This is a genomic window from Microbacterium sp. UBA7513 (assembly GCF_002478345.1).
Classification (GTDB): domain Bacteria; phylum Actinomycetota; class Actinomycetes; order Actinomycetales; family Microbacteriaceae; genus Microbacterium.
On sequence record NZ_DLNJ01000012.1, the window covers coordinates 88,151 to 107,691 of the forward strand.

Below are 19,541 nucleotides of genomic sequence, written 5' to 3' on the forward strand. Positions count from 1 at the left end.
CATGAGCCTGCGCAACAACGCCGTCGAAGCGGTCCGTGCCGTCACCGGACTCATCCCCGATCCTCTGCTCGCCCGGATCATGCCCGGGACTCTCGGCTGGGATCAGGGAAGGATGCAGGTCGCGTCTGCTCCCGAGGCGGAAGTGCGTCTGCTGATCGCACCCACGAACTCGGCTGGCCAGGCGCACCAGTGGGCGCACGCTGTGGAATCCCATCTCCCGGGTGTGGGCGCAGTGAACTACATGACCTCGAACGAGCGCACGGACAGATTCGGCTTCCCGTCGGACGTCACCGTGCCCGACTCCGGTTACCTCTTCGCGCACGGATGGCAATCGCGCCAGCGGCGCGCCATCGTCGAGGGGTTCACGCACGTCCTCGTGGAGTCGGGACGGCACCTCTTTGGTCCCCGGCCCTGGCGGTCTCCGCTGGACGTCCTGGACGACGTCGCCGCCCGAGGCGTTCACGTCGGCCTGCTGTGGCACGGCAGTGACATCCGGGTACCGAGTGCGCACGCCGCCTGGGAGACCGATTCCCCCTTCGGGGCGCGCGGTCGATATCCCCGTGCGGCGACGGCGACACTCCAGGCCAATGCGGAGCGTCGGCGCCAGATGATCCTCGACTCCGCGTATCCGTCGTTCGTCTCGACGCCGGGGCTGCTCGACGTCCCCAGGTCGCAGTGGCTACCCGTCGTCGTGGATCCCTCGCGATGGAGGACCGACTCGGAACCGCTACGCCACGACGTCCCGGTCGTCGCCTATGTACCGAGCAACTCCGCGATGAAGGGCGACGAGTCCGTCGACAGCCAACTGGAGGAGCTGGCCGCCGAAGGACTCATCCGCTACACGAAGCTCGAGGGCATAGCGTCGGCGGACATGCCAGCGGTGTACGGTTCCGCCGACATCGTCCTGGATCAGTTCCGTCTCGGAGACTACGGGGTGGCGGCCTGTGAGGCCATGGCCGCCGGGCGCGTGGTGATCGGTCATGTGCATGAGGATGTCCGGGCGGCGGTCCGCGTCCACACCGGCATCGACCTGCCCATCGTCGAGTCCCGGTTCGACCGGGTCGGTGAGACGATTCGCGGGATCCTCGCCGACCCGCACTCGGCGCGTCGCCTCGCGGCCGACGGCAGACGCTTTGTGGAGCAGGTACATGACGGCCGGAGATCCGCGGCCGTGCTGGCGACGTTCCTCGGGGTCACCGATCCCGCGGACGGAAAGGAGAACCGTGGCGTCTGAGACCCCCCGCCCTCGCATCCTGTGCATCTCTTTCTCCGAGGTGGTGTCCGACTCCCGCGTCCTCCGGCAACTCGACGTTCTGGCCGAGTTCGGTGACGTCACGACCCTCTGCTACGGAGATCGACCAGCGGGCGCCGTTGCGCACATCGAGATTCCCCGACAGCTGCCGTCGCTCCCGCAGACGCCGTCCGGGGTCCTGAAGCTCGCGTTGCGACGCTACCGTTCGGTAGAGCTCGAAGCACCGGCGCTGAAGGAGGCTCTTCGACTCCTGGGTGACCGTGAGTTCGACATCGTGGTCGCCAATGAAGCGCGGGCGCTTCCCCTGGCGTTCCGCGTTCAGGGTGCACCGCGTATCTGGTGCGACCTCCACGAGTGGGCGCCGGAGGAACGCACTCATGTCCTCTCCTGGCGGCTTCTGATCTCGCCGTTCATGCGTTGGGTGTGCGCGGAGTACCTCCCGCGGGTCGACGCGGCCACCACGATCAACGACTCGATCGCAGAGATGTACGCGGATGCGTTCGCCGTCACTCCGGAGATCGTCCGCAATGCCATCGCCCATCGGCCCGATCTGCAGCCCTCACCGGTTCGCAAGGGTCTCGTGCGCCTCGTCCACAGCGGCGGCGCCGTGCCGGGGAGGAACATCGAGGCGATCATCGATGCTGTCGACGAACTGGGGGACGGCTACTCACTGGACTTGTACCTGATCCCCTCCCGGCAGGGGGATTCCTACTGGAGGGATCTTCAGGCGCGCATCGCCGCCAGCCCTCGTACGACCCTGCATGCCCCCGTGCCACCTGACACGCTGCCGGAGACCCTCAACCCCTTCGACTTGGGTGTCTTCATCCTCCCGCCCCTCACGCCGAACCACCGGTACATGCTCCCCAACAAGTTCTTCGACTTCGTGCAAGCCCGGCTGGGTGTGGTGTTCGGCCCGTCGGTCGAGACGGATCGCCTCATCGAAAATGAGCATCTGGGACTGGTCACCGGGGGGTATTCGGGAAGCGATGTCGCGGCATCGATCCGGAAGGTGACCTCGGACGACATCGAGGCGTTCAAGCGGTCGGCCGACGCGGCGTCACGGACGCTCTCCTCAGAGCGAGATGTCGCGGTCGAGCGGGCGATCCTCTCCCGCTTGGCAGCGCCGCGGGACTGACTCGATCGCCTCAGGGCGTGGTCAGGCTGCCGGACGCCGCGAGGTGAGCAGAGCGCGGGCGGGGGCGAGGCCGAAGACGCCTCGTGTTCCGGCGGGCGCCCACCCGTGCAGGGCCTTCCAAGCTGCAAGCACACTGTCCCTTTCGAGCGCGACGATGAGGTCTGCCTGTGCGACCGCTCGTCGCAGCTCCGCGCTCCGACGAGCGGCGGCCGCGAAACGCCGGCTCCCGTCGAGCGGGCTCAGCCGCTTGATGTTGCGCCCTATCACCGATGACTCCAGCGCTCTGGCGAGCCGACTGCGGGAGGGGAGCGCCGCCGCTCCGAGCCGGATGAGCGGGCTCGCGTCCTGGGCATCGCTCGCGACAGCGGTGACGAGCGTCACACGGTCACCTTCCCGGTCCAGCGGCAGCGATTCCAGGGCCGAGGCGAACGAGCCGCCGGGGGAGAGGAGCAGGATGTTCATCGTCCGACCTCCCCAGCGGCGATCCGCTTCGTCCAGGCCTCGATGCGAGGCGTCAGCTGCGCGGCACGGGAGTACCGCTGAGAATACGTGCGTGCCGTCGTCCGGTCGTCGTCGCTCTGCGTCGCCGCGTGTTCGGCCGTCGCGATGAACGCGTCGGCGATCGCCTCGGCCGTCATCGCGACGGAACCGTACCATCCGGGGTAGTCGGCGAGCGTGCGGGACGTCTCGTTCTCCGGGTCGTGCACGGAGACGATGGGCAGCCCTGTGGAGGCGTACTCGTAGACCTTGCCGCCGGTGATGAAGCGCCCCGCGCCGAACGTCAGGACGAGGGCGTCGAACGTCGCGTACGTCGCGGCGATGTCGGCTCGTCCCACTGGCCCGAGGTACCTGATGTCGTTCTCCTCGAAACGCTCCATCGCCTGCACCATGTTGGCGCCGGGGACACCGAAGTGGTCCAGGTATCCGTAAAGATCCATCCGCGCGTCGCGCACGAGAGTGCTCCGTTCCCGAGCGAGGGCCCAGCCGTCGATGAGTTCCTGCAGAGGGATCGCGCCGGAGATCGTGCCGATGTAGCCGAAGACCAGCCCGTCATCCCGGCCGTCGCGAGGAGGGAAAGCCAGCGGGTTGTCATAGCCGTTCTCTACGACCAGGAAACGGTCGGAGAACTCGGGATACTGCTCGGCATACCAGTCCCGGATCGGAGTGTTGACGAACCAGACTTCCGCGGCGTCCTCGATAAGCGTGCGCTCCCACCGGCCGGCGCGGCTGCGAGGCTCGATCACTCGCCGTCCGGAGTATATGTCGACAGCCCACGCATCCCGGTGGTCCATGACAGCGGGCACGCCGAATTCCGTGCTCAGCACGTGACCAGGGATGAAATCGACGTTCGGGTTCGCTGTACCGATGGTGAGGTCGACGGGGGATTCGTGATGGATCCGCCGAGCTGCCTCTTCCAGGACCGGACGCCACCCGCCGTAATTGCGTTCCGGGAAGGAACGCTGACCGCGCCAGGACTGAATGGTGTTCCAGACCTCGGGAGCATGCGCGCGCAGCCACGACCATTCGCCGAGGTCGTTCGCGAAGGCGCCAGAGGTGAACGGAACTCGGATGATCTCGATGGCCGGGTCTACCTGCGCCTCGAGCGTCAGATCGACGCCTGTGGACATTTCGAACACTTCGCGCGGAACGGTCAGCACCGTGACCTTCCAGCCCGCTCGAGCGAAGGCGTTCGCCGTCGCCCAGGCGCGATAGACACCGCTCCCACGCGAGGGAGGGTATCCCCATGCGACATACAGCAGGTGCGGCGTCTTCGTGGTCACTGGCGCTCCTCGATCACGGGTTCCTCCGTCGGCCGTCGGTCGTTCCGGCGCATCGCGCGCTGCTCGACCTTTTTGTTCTGCCATGCGCGCAGGCGCTTCTCGACCGGGCGCTCGATGAAGGCATGCAGAGCCCATGCCGCGATGATCGAGGACCCGAGAAGGACGAGGATCCAGATCACGCCGGCGACTCCGTGCTGAGGGCCCAGAGAGCCCAGCACGATGTAGATCAGTGTGGCGTGGATCAGGTAGAACGCATAAGACCACTCGCCGAGGAGCACCAGGGGGCGTGAACGCGCGATCCGCGTCTTCCCTGCGAGATCCGCGGCGGCGAAAGCACAGATCAGCAGAGCGAAGAGGGCTGTCATGATCTCACTGACGAACGAGGCGAGCACGTCGTAAACGGGAGCCAGATACGGCACCCTCTGGAAGATCTGGAGCCCAAGGAGGAAAGCGACGAGAAGCGTGATCGGCACGAAAACCGGTATCCGTGGCCGCCACCCCAGGCGGATGGACCAGGCAAGGCACATCCCGATGACGAACTCGTTGAGCCGAAGGATGGGCCAGGGCAAGCCGGCGAGCCACCCGGCGGGATCGAGGATGATCAGCGCACGGGCTCCGACACTGAGGCCGAGGACGCCCACCGCCGCCCACAGCGCAGCGCGGCTCGAGAGGAGCTTGAGGACGCGCGTGATGAAGGGGTGCATCGCGTAGAAGAACATCTCGGCCGTGAGCGTCCACGCAGCGGGATTCCCCGCGAAGAGCACCGCCGGGTCGCGGGACCAGCCTTGCAGCAGCAGCACGCACAGGACCAGGACCGCGATGTCGAAGGGCTTCACCCAGGTCTGTTGCGGGTCAGGGGAGTAGCTGTAGAAGACCGGGATCGCAACGATCAGGGTCACGATGTGCAGCGGATAGATGCGGGCAAAGCGTCGCCAATAGAAGGTTCCGATGCCGACCGTCGGACGCCACGACCAGGTGAGCACGAATCCCGAGAGGATGAAGAAGAACGCCACGCCGAAGTTGCCGTACCTAGCGACGTCGCCGATCACCCCGGGGAGGGGGACGACGTTGCGGACGTGGAAGAAGAAGACGGCGAGCGCGGCCCACCACCGCAGGCTGGTCAGTGAGTCCAGTCGGGGCGTCCGCGCCTCGGTGACGGTAGCGCTGGCCATAGGCTCCCCATTGTAGAGGTGTGGACCGGTCAGAGTGGCAGGTAGAGTCGGCGATCGTGAAGATCGTCAGCGTCGTCGGCGCCCGCCCGCAGTTCGTGAAGCTCGCTCCCATCCACAAGGCGGCGCTCGCCGCCGGAGTGGACCACGTGATCGTGCACACCGGCCAGCACTACGATCCGATGCTGTCCGACGTGTTCTTCGACGATCTCGGGATCGGCGCACCGGACGTGCACCTCGGGGTCGGGAGCGGGTCCCATGGCGTGCAGACGGGCGCGATGCTCGCCGCGCTCGACGCGGTCTTCGACGAGCACCGTCCGGACTGGGTGCTGGTGTACGGCGACACGAACTCCACGGTCGCCGCGGCGCTGAGCGCGGTGAAGATGCACATCCCCGTCGCGCATCTCGAGGCGGGTCTGCGCAGCTTCAACCGCCGGATGCCCGAGGAGCACAACCGGGTGATGACAGACCACGCCGCTGACCTGCTGCTCGCCCCGACGCAGGTCGCCGTCGATCATCTGGAAGCGGAGGGGCTTTCCGCCCGCACTGTGCTCGTCGGCGACGTCATGACCGATGTGCTGTTCGAGGTGCGTGATGAGGTGGCAGGGCGGCCCTCGATGTTGCTGGAGGAGCTGGATCTGGAGGCGGAGGGGTACTACGTCGCCACCATCCATCGCGCCGAGAACACGGACGACCCCGCTCGTCTCGCCGAGGTGGCAGCGGGTCTCGCGGGTCTGGACAAGCCGGTCGTCCTGTTGGCGCACCCTCGGGTGGTTGCCAAGGCGGCGGCGCACGGCATCCCGCTCACGCAGGGGTCCCTGATCGCACACCCGCCGCTCGCCTACCCGGATCTCATCGCCGCCGCGTTGTCGAGCGCGGGCGTCGTGACGGACTCCGGCGGGCTTCAGAAGGAGGCCTTCCTCCTCGGCGTCCCCTGCACGACCGTGCGCACGGAGACGGAATGGGTGGAGACGGTCGAGCTGGGCTGGAACGTGCTCGCGAACACAGCGGAGGAGATCGCAGCCGGCGTGACCCGTCCTCGCCCACAGGAGACCGCGGCGGCGCCGTACGGCGACGGTCACGCAGCCACGCGGGTCATCGAGGCGCTGCAGTCTCACGGCGCCGACATCTGACGGGGACCTCGTCGCTGGGAGTCCGCCCATGCTGCGCCCCATAGACTGGACCCCATGCGTATCGCCGTCGTGGCCCTCGGAAAGATCGGGCTTCCCCTCGCCGTCCAGTTCGCCTCCTCCGGTCACGATGTGATCGGCGTCGATGTCAACCAGAAGGCGGTCGACATCATCAACGCCGGGCAGGAGCCGTTCCCCGGTGAGGCCCACCTGGCGGAGAAGCTGCAGGAGCTCGTTCCGGCCGGCCGGCTCCGCGCGACGACCGATTACGCCGAGGCGATCCCGGGAGCCGACGCCGTCGTCCTCGTCGCCCCCGTGTTCGTGAACGACGAGACGTGGGAGCCGGACTTCCAGTACATGGACTCGGCGACGCGCTCGCTCGCCGAGCACCTCACGCCCGGCACCCTGGTGTCGTACGAGACGACGCTGCCCGTGGGGACGACCCGGAACCGCTGGAAGCCCATGCTCGAGGAGGGTTCCGGCCTGACGGAGGGCACGGACTTCTTCCTCGCGTACTCGCCGGAGCGCGTGCTCACCGGGCGGGTCTTCGCCGACCTGCGCAAGTACCCGAAGCTCATCGGCGCACTGTCCGACGAGGGGAACCGTCGCGCCCGCGAGTTCTATGAGGCGGTCCTGCAGTTCGATGAGCGTCCCGATCTCCCTCGCCCGAACGGCGTGTGGGACCTCGGCACGACCGAGGCCTCCGAGATGGCGAAGCTCGCCGAGACCACGTACCGCGACGTCAACATCGGCCTGGCCAACCAGTTCGGGCTGTTCGCCGCTGCCCACGGGATCGATGTCTACAAGGTGATCGAGGCCTGCAACTCGCAGCCGTACAGCCACATCCACCGCCCGGGCATCGCCGTGGGCGGGCACTGCATCCCGGTCTACCCCCGTCTGTATCTCTCCACCGACCCCGACGCCGACATCGTGCGGGTGGCGCGCCAGCTCAACGCCTCCATGCCGGAGCGCCTGGTGGCGCAGGCAGAAGGCATCCTCGGCGACCTGAGCCGTCTGCGGGCGGTCGTGCTCGGAGCCGCCTATCGCGGCGGCGTCAAGGAGACGGCCTTCTCCGGTGTGTTCCCGACCGTCGAGGCGCTGCGCGCCCGCGGTGCCGAGGTCGTCGTTCACGACCCGCTGTACACCGACGAGGAACTGCGTCGACTCGGGTTCGAGCCGTACGACCTCGGCGGACCGGTTGATCTCGCCATCCTCCAGACCGACCACGCCGACTATCGTGAGCTCAGCCCGGCCCAGCTGCCGGGAGTGAAGCTCCTCGTGGACGGTCGCGCGGCCACGGACGCCGCGCTGTGGTCCGGGACGCCGCGTCTCGTGGTGGGGACGGCAGCCTGATGGATCTTCTCGTCGTCGGGTCGGGTTTCTTCGGCCTCACCATCGCCGAGCGCGCCGCGGAAGCGGGCCGCAAGGTCACCGTCATCGACCGCCGCTCCCACATCGGCGGCAACGCCTACAGCGAGGCGGAACCCGAGACCGGGATCGAGGTGCACCGCTACGGCGCGCACCTGTTCCACACGTCGAATGCGACGGTGTGGGAGTACGTCAACCGCTTCACGTCGTTCACGAACTACGTGCACCGTGTCTACACGACCCACAAGGGCGTCGTGTTCCCGATGCCGGTGAATCTCGGGACGATCAACCAGTTCTTCCAGGCCGCGTACACGCCGGACCAGGCCCGTGCGCTCGTCAGGGAGCAGGCGGGCGAGTTCGATGTGAAGTCCGCGACGAACTTCGAGGAGAAGGGCATCGCGCTCGTCGGGCGCCCGCTGTTCGAGGCGTTCTTCCGCGACTACACGGCGAAGCAGTGGCAGACCGACCCGCAGAAGCTCTCCGGCGACATCATCAGCCGGCTCCCGGTGCGCTACACGTACGACAACCGCTACTTCAACGACACGTGGGAGGGGCTGCCCACCGACGGCTACACCGCGTGGCTGGAGCGCATGGCCGACCACCCCAACATCGAGGTGAAGCTGGACGTCGACTACTTCGACGAGTCCCAGGCCCTGAACAAGAAGGCCACCGTCGGGCAGGTCCCGGTGGTCTACACGGGCCCCGTCGACCGCTACTTCGACTACGCCGAGGGCGCGCTGAGCTGGCGTACGCTCGACTTCGAGCAGGAGGTGCTGGACGTCCGCGACTTCCAGGGCACCAGCGTCATGAACTACCCGGACATGGACGTGCCGTACACGCGCATCCACGAGTTCAAGCACTTCCACCCGGAGCGCAAGGACGTCTACGAGTCCGACAAGACCGTCATCATGCGGGAGTTCTCCCGCTTCGCCGAGCGCACCGACGAGCCCTACTACCCGGTGAACACCCCGACTGACCGCGAGGGCCTGCTGGCCTACCGCGAGCTCGCGAAGGGGGAGAAGGACGTCCACTTCGGCGGTCGCCTGGGCACGTACCAGTACCTCGACATGCACATGGCCATCGGGTCGGCGCTGTCGCTCTGGAACAACACTCTCTCCTAGACTCGGAATCGTGAGTCACGCTGCTGTCGGGGCGCCCGGGACGCCCCGGCGCTATCTGCATTCGCTGTGGCTGCTGTCGGCCCGTGACCTCAAGGTCCGGTACGCGACGAGCTTCCTCGGCTACGTGTGGTCTGTTCTCGACCCGCTGGTGATGAGCGCGATCTACTGGTTCGTGTTCACCCAGGTGTTCCGTCGCGACGTCGGTGAGCAGCCGTACATCATCTTCCTCATCAGCGCGCTGCTGCCGTGGGTGTGGTTCAACAGCTCGGTGTCGGACTTCACGCGGGCGTTCAAGAAGGACGCCCGTCTCGTCCGCTCGACGTCGATCCCGCGCTCCATCTGGGTGAACCGCATCGTGCTCAGCAAGGGCATGGAGTTCCTGTTCTCGCTGCCGGTGCTGGTGCTGTTCATCGTGGTCAATCTCCTGTTCGAGAGCCATCCCGACCAGGTGGTGCAGATCGGCTGGGGCGTGCTCTGGGTGCCGGTGGCGATCCTCATGCAGACGGTACTGCTCGTCGGCCTCGGCCTGCTGGTCGCGCCGCTGTGCGTGCTCTACACGGACCTCGAGCGCACCACGGCGCTCATCCTCCGGGCGATGTTCTACGCCACCCCGATCATCTACAACGTCACGGACCTGCCCGGTGTCTTCCAGACGCTCGGCGCCTTCAACCCGCTCGCCGGGATCTTCATGCTGTATCGCATGCCGTTCTTCCCGGACCAGTGGAACCCGTTCACGCTCACGGTCAGCGCCGTGATGTGCCTGCTCATCCTCGCGCTCGGCGTCTGGGCGTTCCGGCGTCTCGAGCGCCCCGTGTTGAAGGAGCTGTGATGGACGCCGCGATCGACGTGCAGGGCCTCGGTGTGCGCTTCCGCCGCAACCGTCGCGGGCAGCGCAGCTTCAAGGACCTGTTCGCCGGGGCATCCCGGCGGTCGCGTCCCGGGGAGTTCTGGGCGCTCCGCGACGTCTCGTTCACGGTGCAGCCGGGCGAATCGATCGGCGTGGTCGGACGGAACGGGCAAGGCAAGTCGACGCTGCTCCGCCTCGTGGCCGGTGTGCTGCTGCCCGATGAGGGCTCGGTCAGCGTCAATGGCGGCGTCGCTCCGCTCATCGAGATCACCGGCGGTTTCGTCGGCGATCTGACGGTCCGGGAGAACGTCCGGCTGACTGCAGGACTGCACGGCATGTCGAAGGACGAGGTGGCCCGCCGATACGACGACATCATCGCGTTCGCCGAGCTCGCCGGGTTCGAGGAGACGCCGTACAAGCACCTCTCCAACGGAATGAAGGTGCGCCTCGCGTTCTCCGTCGTCTCTCAGCTCGACGAGCCCATCCTGCTCGTCGACGAGGTCCTCGCGGTGGGCGACAAGGCCTTCCGTGAGAAGTGCTACAAGCGCATCGACGAGCTGCTCTCAGACGGTCGTACGCTGTTCTTCGTCAGTCATAACGAGCGCGATCTGCGCCGCTTCTGCACGAGGGGACTCTATCTGGACCGCGGCACGCTCGCCCTGGATGCCCCGATCAACGAGGTGCTCGACCGCTACAACGCGGACTACTCCGTCTGAATCGTGCTCGGACCCCGGGGCGTCAGAGTCCCACGAGGCTGCGCAGGTCTGCCGCCGCAGCGCGCGCGCTGTCGATGGCCGCTGACGCACCCGAGCCGTCCTCGACCGCCGCGCGCAGTGCCGTGAGCCGCTGGGCGTAGGTCTCCACGCCGGAGCGCCAGGAGTCCTGGATGGAGGACGGCGGCAGGGCGTCGCCCAGGCGCTGGGCGTCCTCCTGGAGGGAGTCCACGACGGGAAGCGCATCCTGACCGCTCGCCCCGGCGACGATGTCGAGACCCCGATCGGCGGAGTTCAGCCACCCGGACACCTTGTCGCGGAACACCTCGATCGTCGGATCGCCGATCGGGGGCGCCGTCGTGATCGGCGTCGGCTCCGGGGTCGTCGTCGGAGCGGGAGTGGCGGTGGGCGTCTCGGAGGGGGTGGCCGTCGGAGACGGACTCGTGCTGCCGACGGGCTCGGGGCCACCGTCGCGCGGGAGCAGGAAGAACAGCAGGATACCGACGATCGCGAGCGCAGCGACGCTGAGACCGACGATCAGCCACACCCGACCGGTGCGCTTCGGCGCGGGGGGAAGTGGGGCCCATCGCACCTCGGGCTGGGGCTCGTCCATCTCAGGCCTCCAGGGGGCTCATCGGCTCCCAGGTGCGATCGCGACCGATGCGGCCACCGTCCCTGAGCCCGCGGAACAGGTTGCTCGTGCCGCGGACGGTGCGCTCGACGAAGACGAGCCGGATCAGCTCCTTGAAGAACGTCGCGGTCGTCCCGAGGCCGAACAGCACGGGGTTGTAGACGCCGTGCACGCGGTAGTACTGCTTGATGAAGGCTCGGTTGCGCATGATGTAGTAGCGGTAGGCGTTGCTCGAGGCGTTCATGTGCCGGATGCCCATGTCCCACTGCCGGATCTCGCGCGTGCGGCGCAGCACGAACTCGTCGACGATGACCGCGGTGGTCAGGCGAGACGCCAGCCACCCGTACATCTGGTCGTCCCAGTAGATGAAGAAGCGCGGGTCGGGGAGGCCGATCCGCTGCACGATCGAGCGGTGGATGAACATGCCCTCGAAGCAGCCGCTGTTCATCTCCTTGTACCCCGAGGAGTCGAAACCCGCCGGGGCGAACGGGATCGGGATGCCCATGCGCTCCGCGATGCGGTACTGCCAGTAGAACTCGCTGCCGTCGTAGTCGTAGCGCCGTCCCTGGATGCTCTTGAATCGCGGCGCCCAGGCGCCCATCCGGGCGAGACCGTCCGGGAGCACCTCGACGTCGTCGTCCATCATCCAGATCCACTGGGCGCCGAGATCGTACGCCGTGCGCATGCCCTCGCTGAAACCGCCGGAGCCACCGGTGTTGACGTCGAGACGGCGATAGACGAGGTCGGTTCCGATGTCGTCTCGGAAGGACTCGACGACGTCGGTCGTATCGTCCGAGGAGGCGTTGTCGATCACGATCACGTGGCCCGGCTTCGGGTCCATCGCGGTGATGCTGGTGAGCAGGCCGGTCAGCAGATGCGAGCGGTTGTACGTGACGATGACGATCGCGGCGGAGGAGGGATCGAAGGGACGGGCGTCGGCGGTCATGCCTTCTCCTCGAAGACCTGCTGCCAGGATTCGGCGGAGACCAGGTCCGGCAGAGCGGCGCGGTACTGGCGCTGGAGCTCCGGCCACCGTCGTCGCAGCTCGGCGTGCAGGCGCACGGACTCGCGCAGCATGCGGCGGTACTTGGCGCGGTCGCGCGTGTAGATGTTCTTCCCGGAACCGTCGGCGGCGCTCACGAGAGCGCTGTCATACAGCGGGAGGCGCCACCAGTGCGCGTCGCCCTTGCCGAACTCCACCTCGGGCTGAGCGATGTTCGCGGGGTCAGGGCGGTGCACCCAGTGCGAGAGGAGCGTCTTCAGCGTGAAGATCCGCAGTCGCACGCCGGTCGGGCTGTCGAACTCGTTCTTCGGCAGCCGCTTGTAGACCTGGCGGCCGCGGCGGGAATGGAGCACCCGGGCAGGGTCGCGATGGATCACCGTCTCCGGGTACTCGGCGGCCAGGGCGCGTGCGGCCGGCATCGCCGTGCCTAGGTTTCGGCGCATATGGTCGGGTCCGGAGAGCACGTCGCGCAGAGCCCGGTTGCGCAGCGCCACCGGGTAGTACTGCATCATCATGAGATGCTTCAGGTCCACGCGGCGGCTGTGCACGATGAGGCGGCCGCCCCGGGGTGCTCCGGAATGCAGGAGCCCGGCGACGATCCGGTTGCGGGCGTGGAAGTAGGCCTGCCAGTCGATCGAGTCGTCCTTGTTCACCCAGGAGACGTGCCAGAGCGCCACACCGGGCATCGACACGGTCGGGAAGCCCGCCTCGCCGGCACGGAGGCAGAATTCCGCGTCGTCCCACTTGATGAACGCAGGGAGCGACAGTCCCACCGTGCGGACCGCGTCGAGCGGGATGAGGCACATCCACCACCCGTTGTAGTCGGCGTCCATCCGCATGTGCAGCAGCGGCGACTGGCGCAGATTGGCGACACCGAAGTCGTGCGGCATCTTCTCCTGGTAGAGGTTGCGCCACATGAAGGGGCCCTCGTCGACGACCTCCGCCCAGCCGTGCAGCTTGGGGCGGTCGAGGAGGTCGAACATGTGTCCGCCGACGAGCACGGGCGTGGTGGCGAACTGACCGAAGACGATGGAGCGTCGCAGCGACTCCGGCTCGATGCGGACGTCGTCGTCCAGCAGCTGCACGAAGTCGCTCTCGGGGCGCTGCAGGGACTCGTGCATCGCACGGGCGAAGCCGCCCGATCCGCCGAGGTTGCCCTGGCGGATGACCTGCAGGGTCTCACCCAGACGCTCGGCGACCTCGGCGTAACCGTCCTGGTCCGCGACGAGCTGCGTGCCCTGGTCGACGAGGAAGATGCGGTCGACGAACTCCAGCGCATCCGGAGAGGAGGCGAGCGCCCTCAGGGTCTCGACGCAGTAGTCGGGCTTGTTGTAGGTCGTGATCCCGAGAGAGGCCTTCCCGGTGCGGGCGGGGGACTGCTCGGTGGTCCACTCCGCGCCCTCGAGCACGGCCGGCTTCTCGTCGGCGACGATGTCGAACCAGATCCAGCCGCCGTCGCTGTACTGGGTGAGGTCGAGGTCGAACGACGTGGTGGCCTCGCCGGTCACCTCACGCGTGGCGACGCGCTGGCGCACACCGCCGCCGTTGGAGCGGTAGACGAGGATGGTCGCCGGCCCCGTGGTCCGTACGGTGAGCTGCACCTCGCGGACGCTCGTCCAATGCTGCCAGTATGACGCGGGGAACGCGTTGAAGTAGGTTCCGAGGGAGACACGCCGACCGGCCACGATCCGGGCGCGGTGCCGTCCCAGGATGTTGCCGAGATGCGCGCGACTGGAGACCCGGACCGGTTCCTCCTCGATCACGGACCACGTCTCCGGGTCTGCGTACAGCGGGAGCAGATCGGGGTCGCGATCGAGCGGGAAGACGACGTTCTGAAGGACGTGGGCCACAGGGAGGTTCTCCGTTGTTGATGCCGCGGCCGCTGCCGGAGGGCAGCGCGGGACTCGACGAGCAGTGAGTAGCCTACCGGTGGTCGCCTTCGGATCTGCGGAGAGCCGATCCCCTGCGCTCGGCGTGGCTGGCTAGACTGACCGCGATGAAGGTACTGATCACCGGCGGGGCCGGCTACATCGGATCGACCGTGGCGACGGCGTGCATCGAGGCCGGGATCCAGGTCGTGGTGCTCGACGATCTGTCCACCGGGCTGGCGGCTTTCGGTGAGGGACGCAACCTCTACGTCGGCGACATCGCCGACGTAGACGTCCTCGACCGGCTGCTGGCGGACCACCCCGACATCGATGCCGTCGTGCACTGCGCCGCCCGGATCGTCGTGCCGGAGTCCGTCGCCGATCCGCTCGGCTACTACGACAGCAACGTCGGCAAGACGATCACTCTGCTGCGACGCCTGCGCGACGCCGGCATCGCGCGCATCGTCTTCAGCTCGTCTGCCTCGATCTACGCGGGGGAGACCGGCGACGGCGTGGATGAGGGCGGCCGCCTCGCCCCCTCCAGCCCCTACGCGGCGACGAAGGCCATGGTCGAGCAGATCCTCGCCGACGCCGCAGCAGCCGGCGACTTCCGCGCCATCGCGCTCCGCTACTTCAACCCGATCGGTGCCGACCCGAAGCTGCGGACCGGACTGCAGAATCCCACGCCGTCGCATGCGCTCGGCAAGATCATGCAGGCGCGGGCGGCGGGGGAGCCGTTCCAGATCACCGGCACCGACTGGGCGACCCGCGACGGATCGGGCCTGCGGGACTACATCCACGTCTGGGACCTCGCGCTCGCGCACGTCGCGGCGGTGGCCCGGTTCGACGATGTCGCGACGCCGGAGCAGCCGTATCAGGTGATCAACCTGGGCACCGGCGACGGCGTCACGGTCCGCGAGCTGGTTCAGGCCTTCGAGAGGGTGACCGGGGACCCGCTGCCCGTCGTCGAGACCGATCGCCGACCCGGGGACCAGGCCGGCGCCTTCGCGATCGTGGAGCGGGCGCGCGAGGTGCTGGGGTGGCGCGCGGAGCGCTCCGTCGACGACGGCGTCCGCGACGCCCTCGCCTGGGCGGAGAAGCTCCCCACCGTCCGCTGACGGCGCGCCGTCACTCCTGCGGGCGCAGAGTGGGGATGGCGCCGGTATGCGCGGCGTCGATGTTCTCGCGCCACGAGCGGGACTGCCCGGCGCGCAGGGCGCACAGGGCGAGCATGAACCACCCCGCGCCGACGAGTGTGAAGCTCTCGAACATCGAGTCCACCGCGAGAGTCACGAGCGTGATGGGCGTCCAGGCGTACACGACGGAGCGGCGGACGCTCGCGACCAGCCAGGAGCGGATCAGCGCGATGCCGCCGAGCAGGAGGAACAGCACCAACCCCGCCGCGCCGAGCTGCAGCAGCACGTCGAAGAAGGCGTTTAGCGCGCTCTGATGCCGGTCGTCGAGCTGGAAGTTGATGAACGTGAACGGATACTCTCCTCGGGCCCAGTCGCCGAACCAGCCCCATCCGGTGATGGGCTTGACGGCCACGAAGTCGAGGATCATGTTCCACAGCTCGGCCCGCATGGAGAAGTCGGATCCGGCGTCGAGCAGCGCGATGATCTGGTGACGCAGGGCGAATGCGACGGTGAGTGCGAGGGCGACCAGGACGCCCAACGTCCATTGCACGAGGTTCCGACGGGCCGGGGCGGTATGGCGGACGATGGTGAGCGCGACCGTGACGATTCCGACGGCGACGGCCAGCACGAGCACCGTCGGCGAGGACGACAGGAAGGCCAGCCCGCCGGCGAGGGCGACGGAGACCACCGCGAGAGGCGGATCGACGGATTGGGTGCGCCACTCGATCACGAAGGTGATCAGGGCGAGCACGGCGATGAAGCCGAGCATGTTCCGGCTGCCGAACAGTCCCTGGACCGGGCCGCCGGAGGCGAGATTGCCCTGGATATCCAGGAAGGCGAACGGGAGGTCGAGGAGCACGCCCGAGAGGATCTCCACGCCGAGGGAGATCCCGAGCAGGACGCGGAGGGTGTCGCCCAGCGCGCGGACGGTCTGCAGCGTGTCGCGGATGTGTCCGATGGTGATCGCGAGGAATGCGTAGCCGAAGAGCGAGAGCCAGCCCAGGATCGTGTCGGAGCGGTCGGTCGTCCACACCAGGCTCACGAGAGCCCAGGCGAGGAAGGCCAGCAGCGAGGACGGCGCGATGCGCAGCGGGGACAGCTCCTCTCTCCGCACCCAGAGGATCGCGGCGCCGAGCAGGCACAGGGCCGTGATGATGGTGGCGAGGGTGACGGCCGACGTCATCCGTCCGATCGCGAACGAGCCGAACACGGCGGTCAGTGCCGCCAGCGTGAACGCCCGCGCCATCTCCGCCGAGCCGAGGAGCCGGGCGAGCGGGTGTGCCACCGTCACGGCACCCGCCGCGGCGTCGCGCCGCGTTCGAAGACGAGATCCCGCTCGCCGACGCCTACCAGTGGCACCGACTTGAGCTTGAACGACAGCATCACCAGGAGCAGCCACCCCCACAGCATGATGGGGGTCGACTCGGTGAGCCCCTGCACCAGCAGCACGACGGTGAACAGGCTGGGCAGCAGCGTGAGCGGGGAGTAGGGGCGCCGCGCGTCGAGGTCCCACCGCGGGCGGTCGACGGCGAAGAACCAGGAGCGCCACAGGAGGCTGGCGTAGGCCACGGCCATCAGCACGAGGCCGACGATGCCGAGCTGCAGCAGCACGTCCAACCACATGTTGTGGGCGTGGAACACGGTGATCCCATGGTCGACGATCCAGCCGTCGAAAGCCGGGTCCGTGGGCACCCACGGGCTGGAGAAGCCGTTGCCGATGACGGGGTGCTCGCCGACCCGTTCGAGGACCGCCGCCCAGATCTTGTCGGAGCGGCCGGTGAGGTCGGCGCTGCGGCCGAGGAGGCCGAGGAGGGGCTCGCGCAGCAGCCACACGGCGAGAACGCCGAGGACGGTGGAGCCGATCGCGACGACGTAGATCCGGGTGCGCGCGGTGGGCGAGGCCGCTCGACGCATCAGCAGGGCGACGACGAGGACCACGGCGGCCGCGGCGGCGCACACGAGCGCAGTCGCCGACGCGGTGCGGACGAGGAAGTATGCCGCGAGGAGCATCCACAGCGCGAGCGTGGTCCGCCAGCGGGCTCGCGCGGCGAAGAGCACGCCGAAGGTGATCAGCGCGAACAGCGACACGATGCCGAGCAGGTTCGCGTTGCCCAGGATGCCCTGGATGCGTCCGCCGTCGAAGAGGTTGTCGCGGACCCAGTACCACTGGGGGTCGATCTTCCCGTCGGGGATGTCCGCGAAGTTCGGCAGCAGGGGACCGTGGAGGACCAGCGACACCCACAGCTCGAGGGCGAGGGAGAGGCCGAGGATCCATTTGAAGGCCGACGACAGGGCGCGCACGATCTCATGCCAGGTCAGCACGTGTGCGATGAACAGACCGTTCACCGTGACGGCCGCCAGGAGCACACCCGTGGCGACGGTGGGGACGCGCCACTGCGACCAGGCGACCGAGAGGAGGGCGAGTGCCGTGTAGCCCATGGCCGCCCACGGCAGCCGACGCCAGCGGAATGACTGCGGGCGCTTCCTGGCGAGCATCGGGACGCCGATCGCGAGGGTGGCCGCGCTGAAGAGGGCGAGCACGATCGCGGCCCCGATCTCGCCGACGAGGTTGTACACCGCCGAATGCGCGAAGGCCACGAACAGGACGGCGATGACGTATCCGCGTAGCAGGAGATGCCCCGTGGACTCGCGCTCGGGCGCGGTGGGCGGGGCTGCCACCGGGTGCTTGGTGTACTGGGCCATCGCGACTCAGGCTACCTCGACGGGCCCGGATCCGACCTGTCCGTCGCGCCGGGCTCTACGCTGGGGGCATGCTGCGCAGCCTCACCAACGTGCCCCGCGACTACGCCTGGGGATCGTCCTCCCTCCTCGCCGAGCTCGAAGGCCGCACCCCGACGGGCGTGCCGGAGGCCGAGGTGTGGTTCGGCGATCACCCGGGCGATCCCGCCGACCTCGCGGACGGCGGGACGCTGGACGAGGTGACCGGGGGCACGCTGCCGTACCTGCTGAAGCTCCTCGCCGCCGCGCGGCCGTTGTCGATCCAGGTGCACCCGACCAGGGAGCAGGCGCAGGAGGGGTGGGCACGGGAGAGCTCGCTGCCGCTGGACGACCCGCGGCGGAACTACCGCGACGCCAATCACAAGCCGGAGCTGATCGTCGCCCTGAGCGATCGCTTCGAGTCGCTCAGCGGCCTGCGTCCGGTCGCGGACACCCTGCGACTTCTCGACTCCCTCGACGACGTCCCCGGGGTTCGCTCCCTGCGGGAGCGGCTCTCGGGCGAGGGCGACCCCCTCCGGGGCGCGATCGGCTGGCTGCTCGGAGGGCAGGCGCAGGGCGACGTCGACGAGATCATCTCTGCCGTCGTCAGCGCCGCCTCCGGTGACGCAGGGGAGCGGGAGCCGGCTCTGCGGGCGGTGGCCGCGATCGCCGAGGCCTCGCCGGGCGACCCGGGGGTCGTCGTCGCCCTGCTCATGAACCACGTGGTGCTGCGCCGCGGCGAAGGCGTCTTCCTGCGGGCGGGACTCCTGCACGCCTACCTCTCCGGCCTCGGCGTGGAGATCATGGCGGCGAGCGACAACGTGCTCCGCGGTGGTCTGACCCCCAAGCGCATCGATGTCCCCGAGCTGCTCGCCGTGCTGGACACCACCCCCGGCGAGGTGCCGGTGCTGCGGCCGACGGCCGACGAGGCCGTGACGACGTACTCCGTGCCCGTCCCGGATTTCGCGCTCCAGCGGGTCCGGCTCGATGACGCTCCGGTGACCCTGGACGTCTCCGGCCCGACGATGGTACTGGCCACGGCCGGGGCCGTCCACGTGACCGCGGAGTCCGGCGTCGAGACCGTCGTCCCGGTCGGCACGGTGGCGTTCGCCGACGCCGACGAGCGCTCTCTCATGCTCTCCGGTGCGGGCGAGGCCTTCGTCGCGACCCCCGGCCGCTGAGGCGTCGTCCTCGGGTCGGCGACACGCCGAGCGACGTCCAAGAACCTTCAAGAATCGCTTGAGGGTTTACGATCCGCGACTTGACCGGAGGGAATGACACGGGTGTAATTAGGTGAGCACGGCCCGCCAGGGGGGCGGTTTCTGAAGGGTTGGAGGTCGAGATGACGGGTTACCGTTCCGATGTGCCGGAGAACTGGTTCGTCGATCCGGTCAACCTCGGTGTCCCCGGGGTCCGCCGGTCCGACCAGGATGACGACAACGCCCTCGCCTGGCAGAGCGATGCGCTCTGCTCGCAGACCGACCCTGAGGCGTTCTTCCCGGAGAAGGGCGGCTCGACGCGGGACGCCAAGCGCATCTGCACGGCGTGCGACGTCCGTGGCGAGTGCCTCGAGTACGCGCTGGCCAACGACGAGCGCTTCGGCATCTGGGGCGGTCTCTCCGAGCGCGAGCGGCGCAAGCTCAAGCGTCGCGCCAGCTGACCAGACTTC

General features: G+C 68.3%; 18 protein-coding genes. 10 read left to right on the top strand and 8 right to left on the bottom strand.

All coding sequences use genetic code 11. From position 1 onward, the window contains the following. Position 1: 1 nt before the first annotated feature. Together B2W79_RS06655 and B2W79_RS06660 are read left to right on the top strand one after the other, a co-directional pair. Positions 2-1,234 (top strand): glycosyltransferase, encoded by a 1,233-nt coding sequence (locus B2W79_RS06655; RefSeq protein ID WP_071328265.1) that lies wholly within the window; start codon positions 2-4, stop codon positions 1,232-1,234. Beyond that, positions 1,224-2,387, top strand: a complete 1,164-nt coding sequence (locus tag B2W79_RS06660; RefSeq protein ID WP_071328266.1) for a hypothetical protein — start codon at positions 1,224-1,226, stop codon at positions 2,385-2,387. Before B2W79_RS06655 ends, B2W79_RS06660 begins: the two co-directional genes overlap by 11 nt. Positions 2,388-2,408: 21 nt before the next feature. Here the strand turns inward: B2W79_RS06660 and B2W79_RS06665 are convergent, their stop codons facing one another. From B2W79_RS06665 to B2W79_RS06675, 3 genes are all read right to left on the bottom strand, one after another. Beyond that, entirely contained in the window at positions 2,409-2,849 is a 441-nt protein-coding gene (locus B2W79_RS06665) for a hypothetical protein (RefSeq protein WP_071328267.1), read from the bottom strand. Continuing rightward, positions 2,846-4,015 (bottom strand): glycosyl transferase, encoded by a 1,170-nt coding sequence (locus B2W79_RS06670; protein WP_292788063.1) that lies wholly within the window; start codon positions 4,013-4,015, stop codon positions 2,846-2,848. Before B2W79_RS06670 ends, B2W79_RS06665 begins: the two co-directional genes overlap by 4 nt. 149 nt (positions 4,016-4,164) lie before the next feature. Further along, the gene (locus tag B2W79_RS06675; RefSeq protein ID WP_071328268.1) at positions 4,165-5,340 is read right to left on the bottom strand and encodes an acyltransferase family protein; all 1,176 of its coding nucleotides are present in this window, start codon (positions 5,338-5,340) and stop codon (positions 4,165-4,167) included. A gap of 56 nt (positions 5,341-5,396) precedes the next feature. Here B2W79_RS06675 and wecB point away from each other — a divergent pair, with 56 nt between their 5' ends. Genes wecB through B2W79_RS06700 form a run of 5 tightly spaced genes read left to right on the top strand, consistent with a single transcriptional unit; the run spans position 5,397 to position 10,519 of the window. Next, complete coding sequence (gene wecB / locus B2W79_RS06680; RefSeq protein ID WP_071328726.1) at positions 5,397-6,470, top strand: non-hydrolyzing UDP-N-acetylglucosamine 2-epimerase; 1,074 nt, start codon at positions 5,397-5,399, stop codon at positions 6,468-6,470. A 54-nt stretch (positions 6,471-6,524) separates the two neighbouring features. Continuing rightward, complete coding sequence (locus tag B2W79_RS06685; RefSeq protein ID WP_292788068.1) at positions 6,525-7,820, top strand: nucleotide sugar dehydrogenase; 1,296 nt, start codon at positions 6,525-6,527, stop codon at positions 7,818-7,820. Beyond that, entirely contained in the window at positions 7,820-8,956 is a 1,137-nt protein-coding gene (gene glf / locus B2W79_RS06690) for a UDP-galactopyranose mutase (RefSeq protein WP_071328727.1), read from the top strand. Before B2W79_RS06685 ends, glf begins: the two co-directional genes overlap by 1 nt. Before the next feature lie 10 nt (positions 8,957-8,966). Next, the gene (locus B2W79_RS06695) at positions 8,967-9,785 is read left to right on the top strand and encodes an ABC transporter permease (protein WP_060921738.1); all 819 of its coding nucleotides are present in this window, start codon (positions 8,967-8,969) and stop codon (positions 9,783-9,785) included. Next, positions 9,785-10,519: an ABC transporter ATP-binding protein gene (locus B2W79_RS06700; RefSeq protein ID WP_085607131.1), complete on the top strand. Its 735-nt coding sequence runs from the start codon at positions 9,785-9,787 to the stop codon at positions 10,517-10,519. The genes B2W79_RS06695 and B2W79_RS06700 overlap by 1 nt, the downstream gene beginning before the upstream one ends. A 22-nt stretch (positions 10,520-10,541) precedes the next feature. Here B2W79_RS06700 and B2W79_RS06705 read toward each other — a convergent pair whose 3' ends face one another. From B2W79_RS06705 to B2W79_RS06715, 3 genes are read right to left on the bottom strand one after another with little or no spacing between them, the layout of a single operon-like run. Beyond that, positions 10,542-11,129, bottom strand: coding sequence for a hypothetical protein (locus tag B2W79_RS06705; protein ID WP_292788074.1), 588 nt, complete (start codon positions 11,127-11,129; stop codon positions 10,542-10,544). A 1-nt stretch (position 11,130) separates the two neighbouring features. Further along, on the bottom strand, positions 11,131-12,093 hold the full coding sequence (locus B2W79_RS06710; RefSeq protein ID WP_292788077.1) for a glycosyltransferase: 963 nt from the start codon (positions 12,091-12,093) through the stop codon (positions 11,131-11,133). Continuing rightward, positions 12,090-14,000 (bottom strand): glycosyltransferase, encoded by a 1,911-nt coding sequence (locus B2W79_RS06715; RefSeq protein ID WP_071328274.1) that lies wholly within the window; start codon positions 13,998-14,000, stop codon positions 12,090-12,092. The genes B2W79_RS06710 and B2W79_RS06715 overlap by 4 nt, the downstream gene beginning before the upstream one ends. A gap of 146 nt (positions 14,001-14,146) precedes the next feature. On the opposite strand from B2W79_RS06715, the gene galE reads away from it, so the two are divergent. Beyond that, a complete protein-coding gene (galE, locus tag B2W79_RS06720) occupies positions 14,147-15,136 on the top strand; it encodes a UDP-glucose 4-epimerase GalE (protein ID WP_292788080.1) in 990 nt (329 codons plus the stop codon). A 10-nt stretch (positions 15,137-15,146) separates the two neighbouring features. On the opposite strand, the gene B2W79_RS06725 is transcribed toward galE, so the two are convergent. Together B2W79_RS06725 and B2W79_RS06730 are read right to left on the bottom strand one after the other, a co-directional pair. Continuing rightward, positions 15,147-16,445 (bottom strand): O-antigen ligase family protein, encoded by a 1,299-nt coding sequence (locus B2W79_RS06725; RefSeq protein ID WP_071328276.1) that lies wholly within the window; start codon positions 16,443-16,445, stop codon positions 15,147-15,149. Beyond that, positions 16,442-17,857, bottom strand: coding sequence for an O-antigen ligase family protein (locus B2W79_RS06730; RefSeq protein ID WP_071328277.1), 1,416 nt, complete (start codon positions 17,855-17,857; stop codon positions 16,442-16,444). Before B2W79_RS06730 ends, B2W79_RS06725 begins: the two co-directional genes overlap by 4 nt. Positions 17,858-17,925: 68 nt before the next feature. On the opposite strand from B2W79_RS06730, the gene manA reads away from it, so the two are divergent. Continuing rightward, positions 17,926-19,053: a mannose-6-phosphate isomerase, class I gene (gene manA, locus B2W79_RS06735; RefSeq protein WP_292788083.1), complete on the top strand. Its 1,128-nt coding sequence runs from the start codon at positions 17,926-17,928 to the stop codon at positions 19,051-19,053. A gap of 161 nt (positions 19,054-19,214) precedes the next feature. Next, positions 19,215-19,532: a WhiB family transcriptional regulator gene (locus tag B2W79_RS06740; protein ID WP_060921730.1), complete on the top strand. Its 318-nt coding sequence runs from the start codon at positions 19,215-19,217 to the stop codon at positions 19,530-19,532. Positions 19,533-19,541 lie beyond the last annotated feature (9 nt).

Bases quoted from the DNA above. Each gene is read 5' to 3' on its own strand.
- B2W79_RS06700 (WP_085607131.1), top strand. From the start codon at position 9,785: ATGGACGCCGCGATCGACGTGCAGGGCCTCGGTGTGCGCTTCCGCCGC.
- B2W79_RS06655 (WP_071328265.1), top strand. From the start codon at position 2: ATGAGCCTGCGCAACAACGCCGTCGAAGCGGTCCGTGCCGTCACCGGA.
- B2W79_RS06665 (WP_071328267.1), bottom strand. From the start codon at position 2,849: ATGAACATCCTGCTCCTCTCCCCCGGCGGCTCGTTCGCCTCGGCCCTG.
- B2W79_RS06705 (WP_292788074.1), bottom strand. From the start codon at position 11,129: ATGGACGAGCCCCAGCCCGAGGTGCGATGGGCCCCACTTCCCCCCGCG.
- galE (WP_292788080.1), top strand. From the start codon at position 14,147: ATGAAGGTACTGATCACCGGCGGGGCCGGCTACATCGGATCGACCGTG.
- B2W79_RS06670 (WP_292788063.1), bottom strand. From the start codon at position 4,015: ATGTCCACAGGCGTCGATCTGACGCTCGAGGCGCAGGTAGACCCGGCC.
- B2W79_RS06685 (WP_292788068.1), top strand. From the start codon at position 6,525: ATGCGTATCGCCGTCGTGGCCCTCGGAAAGATCGGGCTTCCCCTCGCC.
- glf (WP_071328727.1), top strand. From the start codon at position 7,820: ATGGATCTTCTCGTCGTCGGGTCGGGTTTCTTCGGCCTCACCATCGCC.
- B2W79_RS06710 (WP_292788077.1), bottom strand. From the start codon at position 12,093: ATGACCGCCGACGCCCGTCCCTTCGATCCCTCCTCCGCCGCGATCGTC.
- B2W79_RS06740 (WP_060921730.1), top strand. From the start codon at position 19,215: ATGACGGGTTACCGTTCCGATGTGCCGGAGAACTGGTTCGTCGATCCG.
- B2W79_RS06730 (WP_071328277.1), bottom strand. From the start codon at position 17,857: ATGGCCCAGTACACCAAGCACCCGGTGGCAGCCCCGCCCACCGCGCCC.
- manA (WP_292788083.1), top strand. From the start codon at position 17,926: ATGCTGCGCAGCCTCACCAACGTGCCCCGCGACTACGCCTGGGGATCG.
- B2W79_RS06675 (WP_071328268.1), bottom strand. From the start codon at position 5,340: ATGGCCAGCGCTACCGTCACCGAGGCGCGGACGCCCCGACTGGACTCA.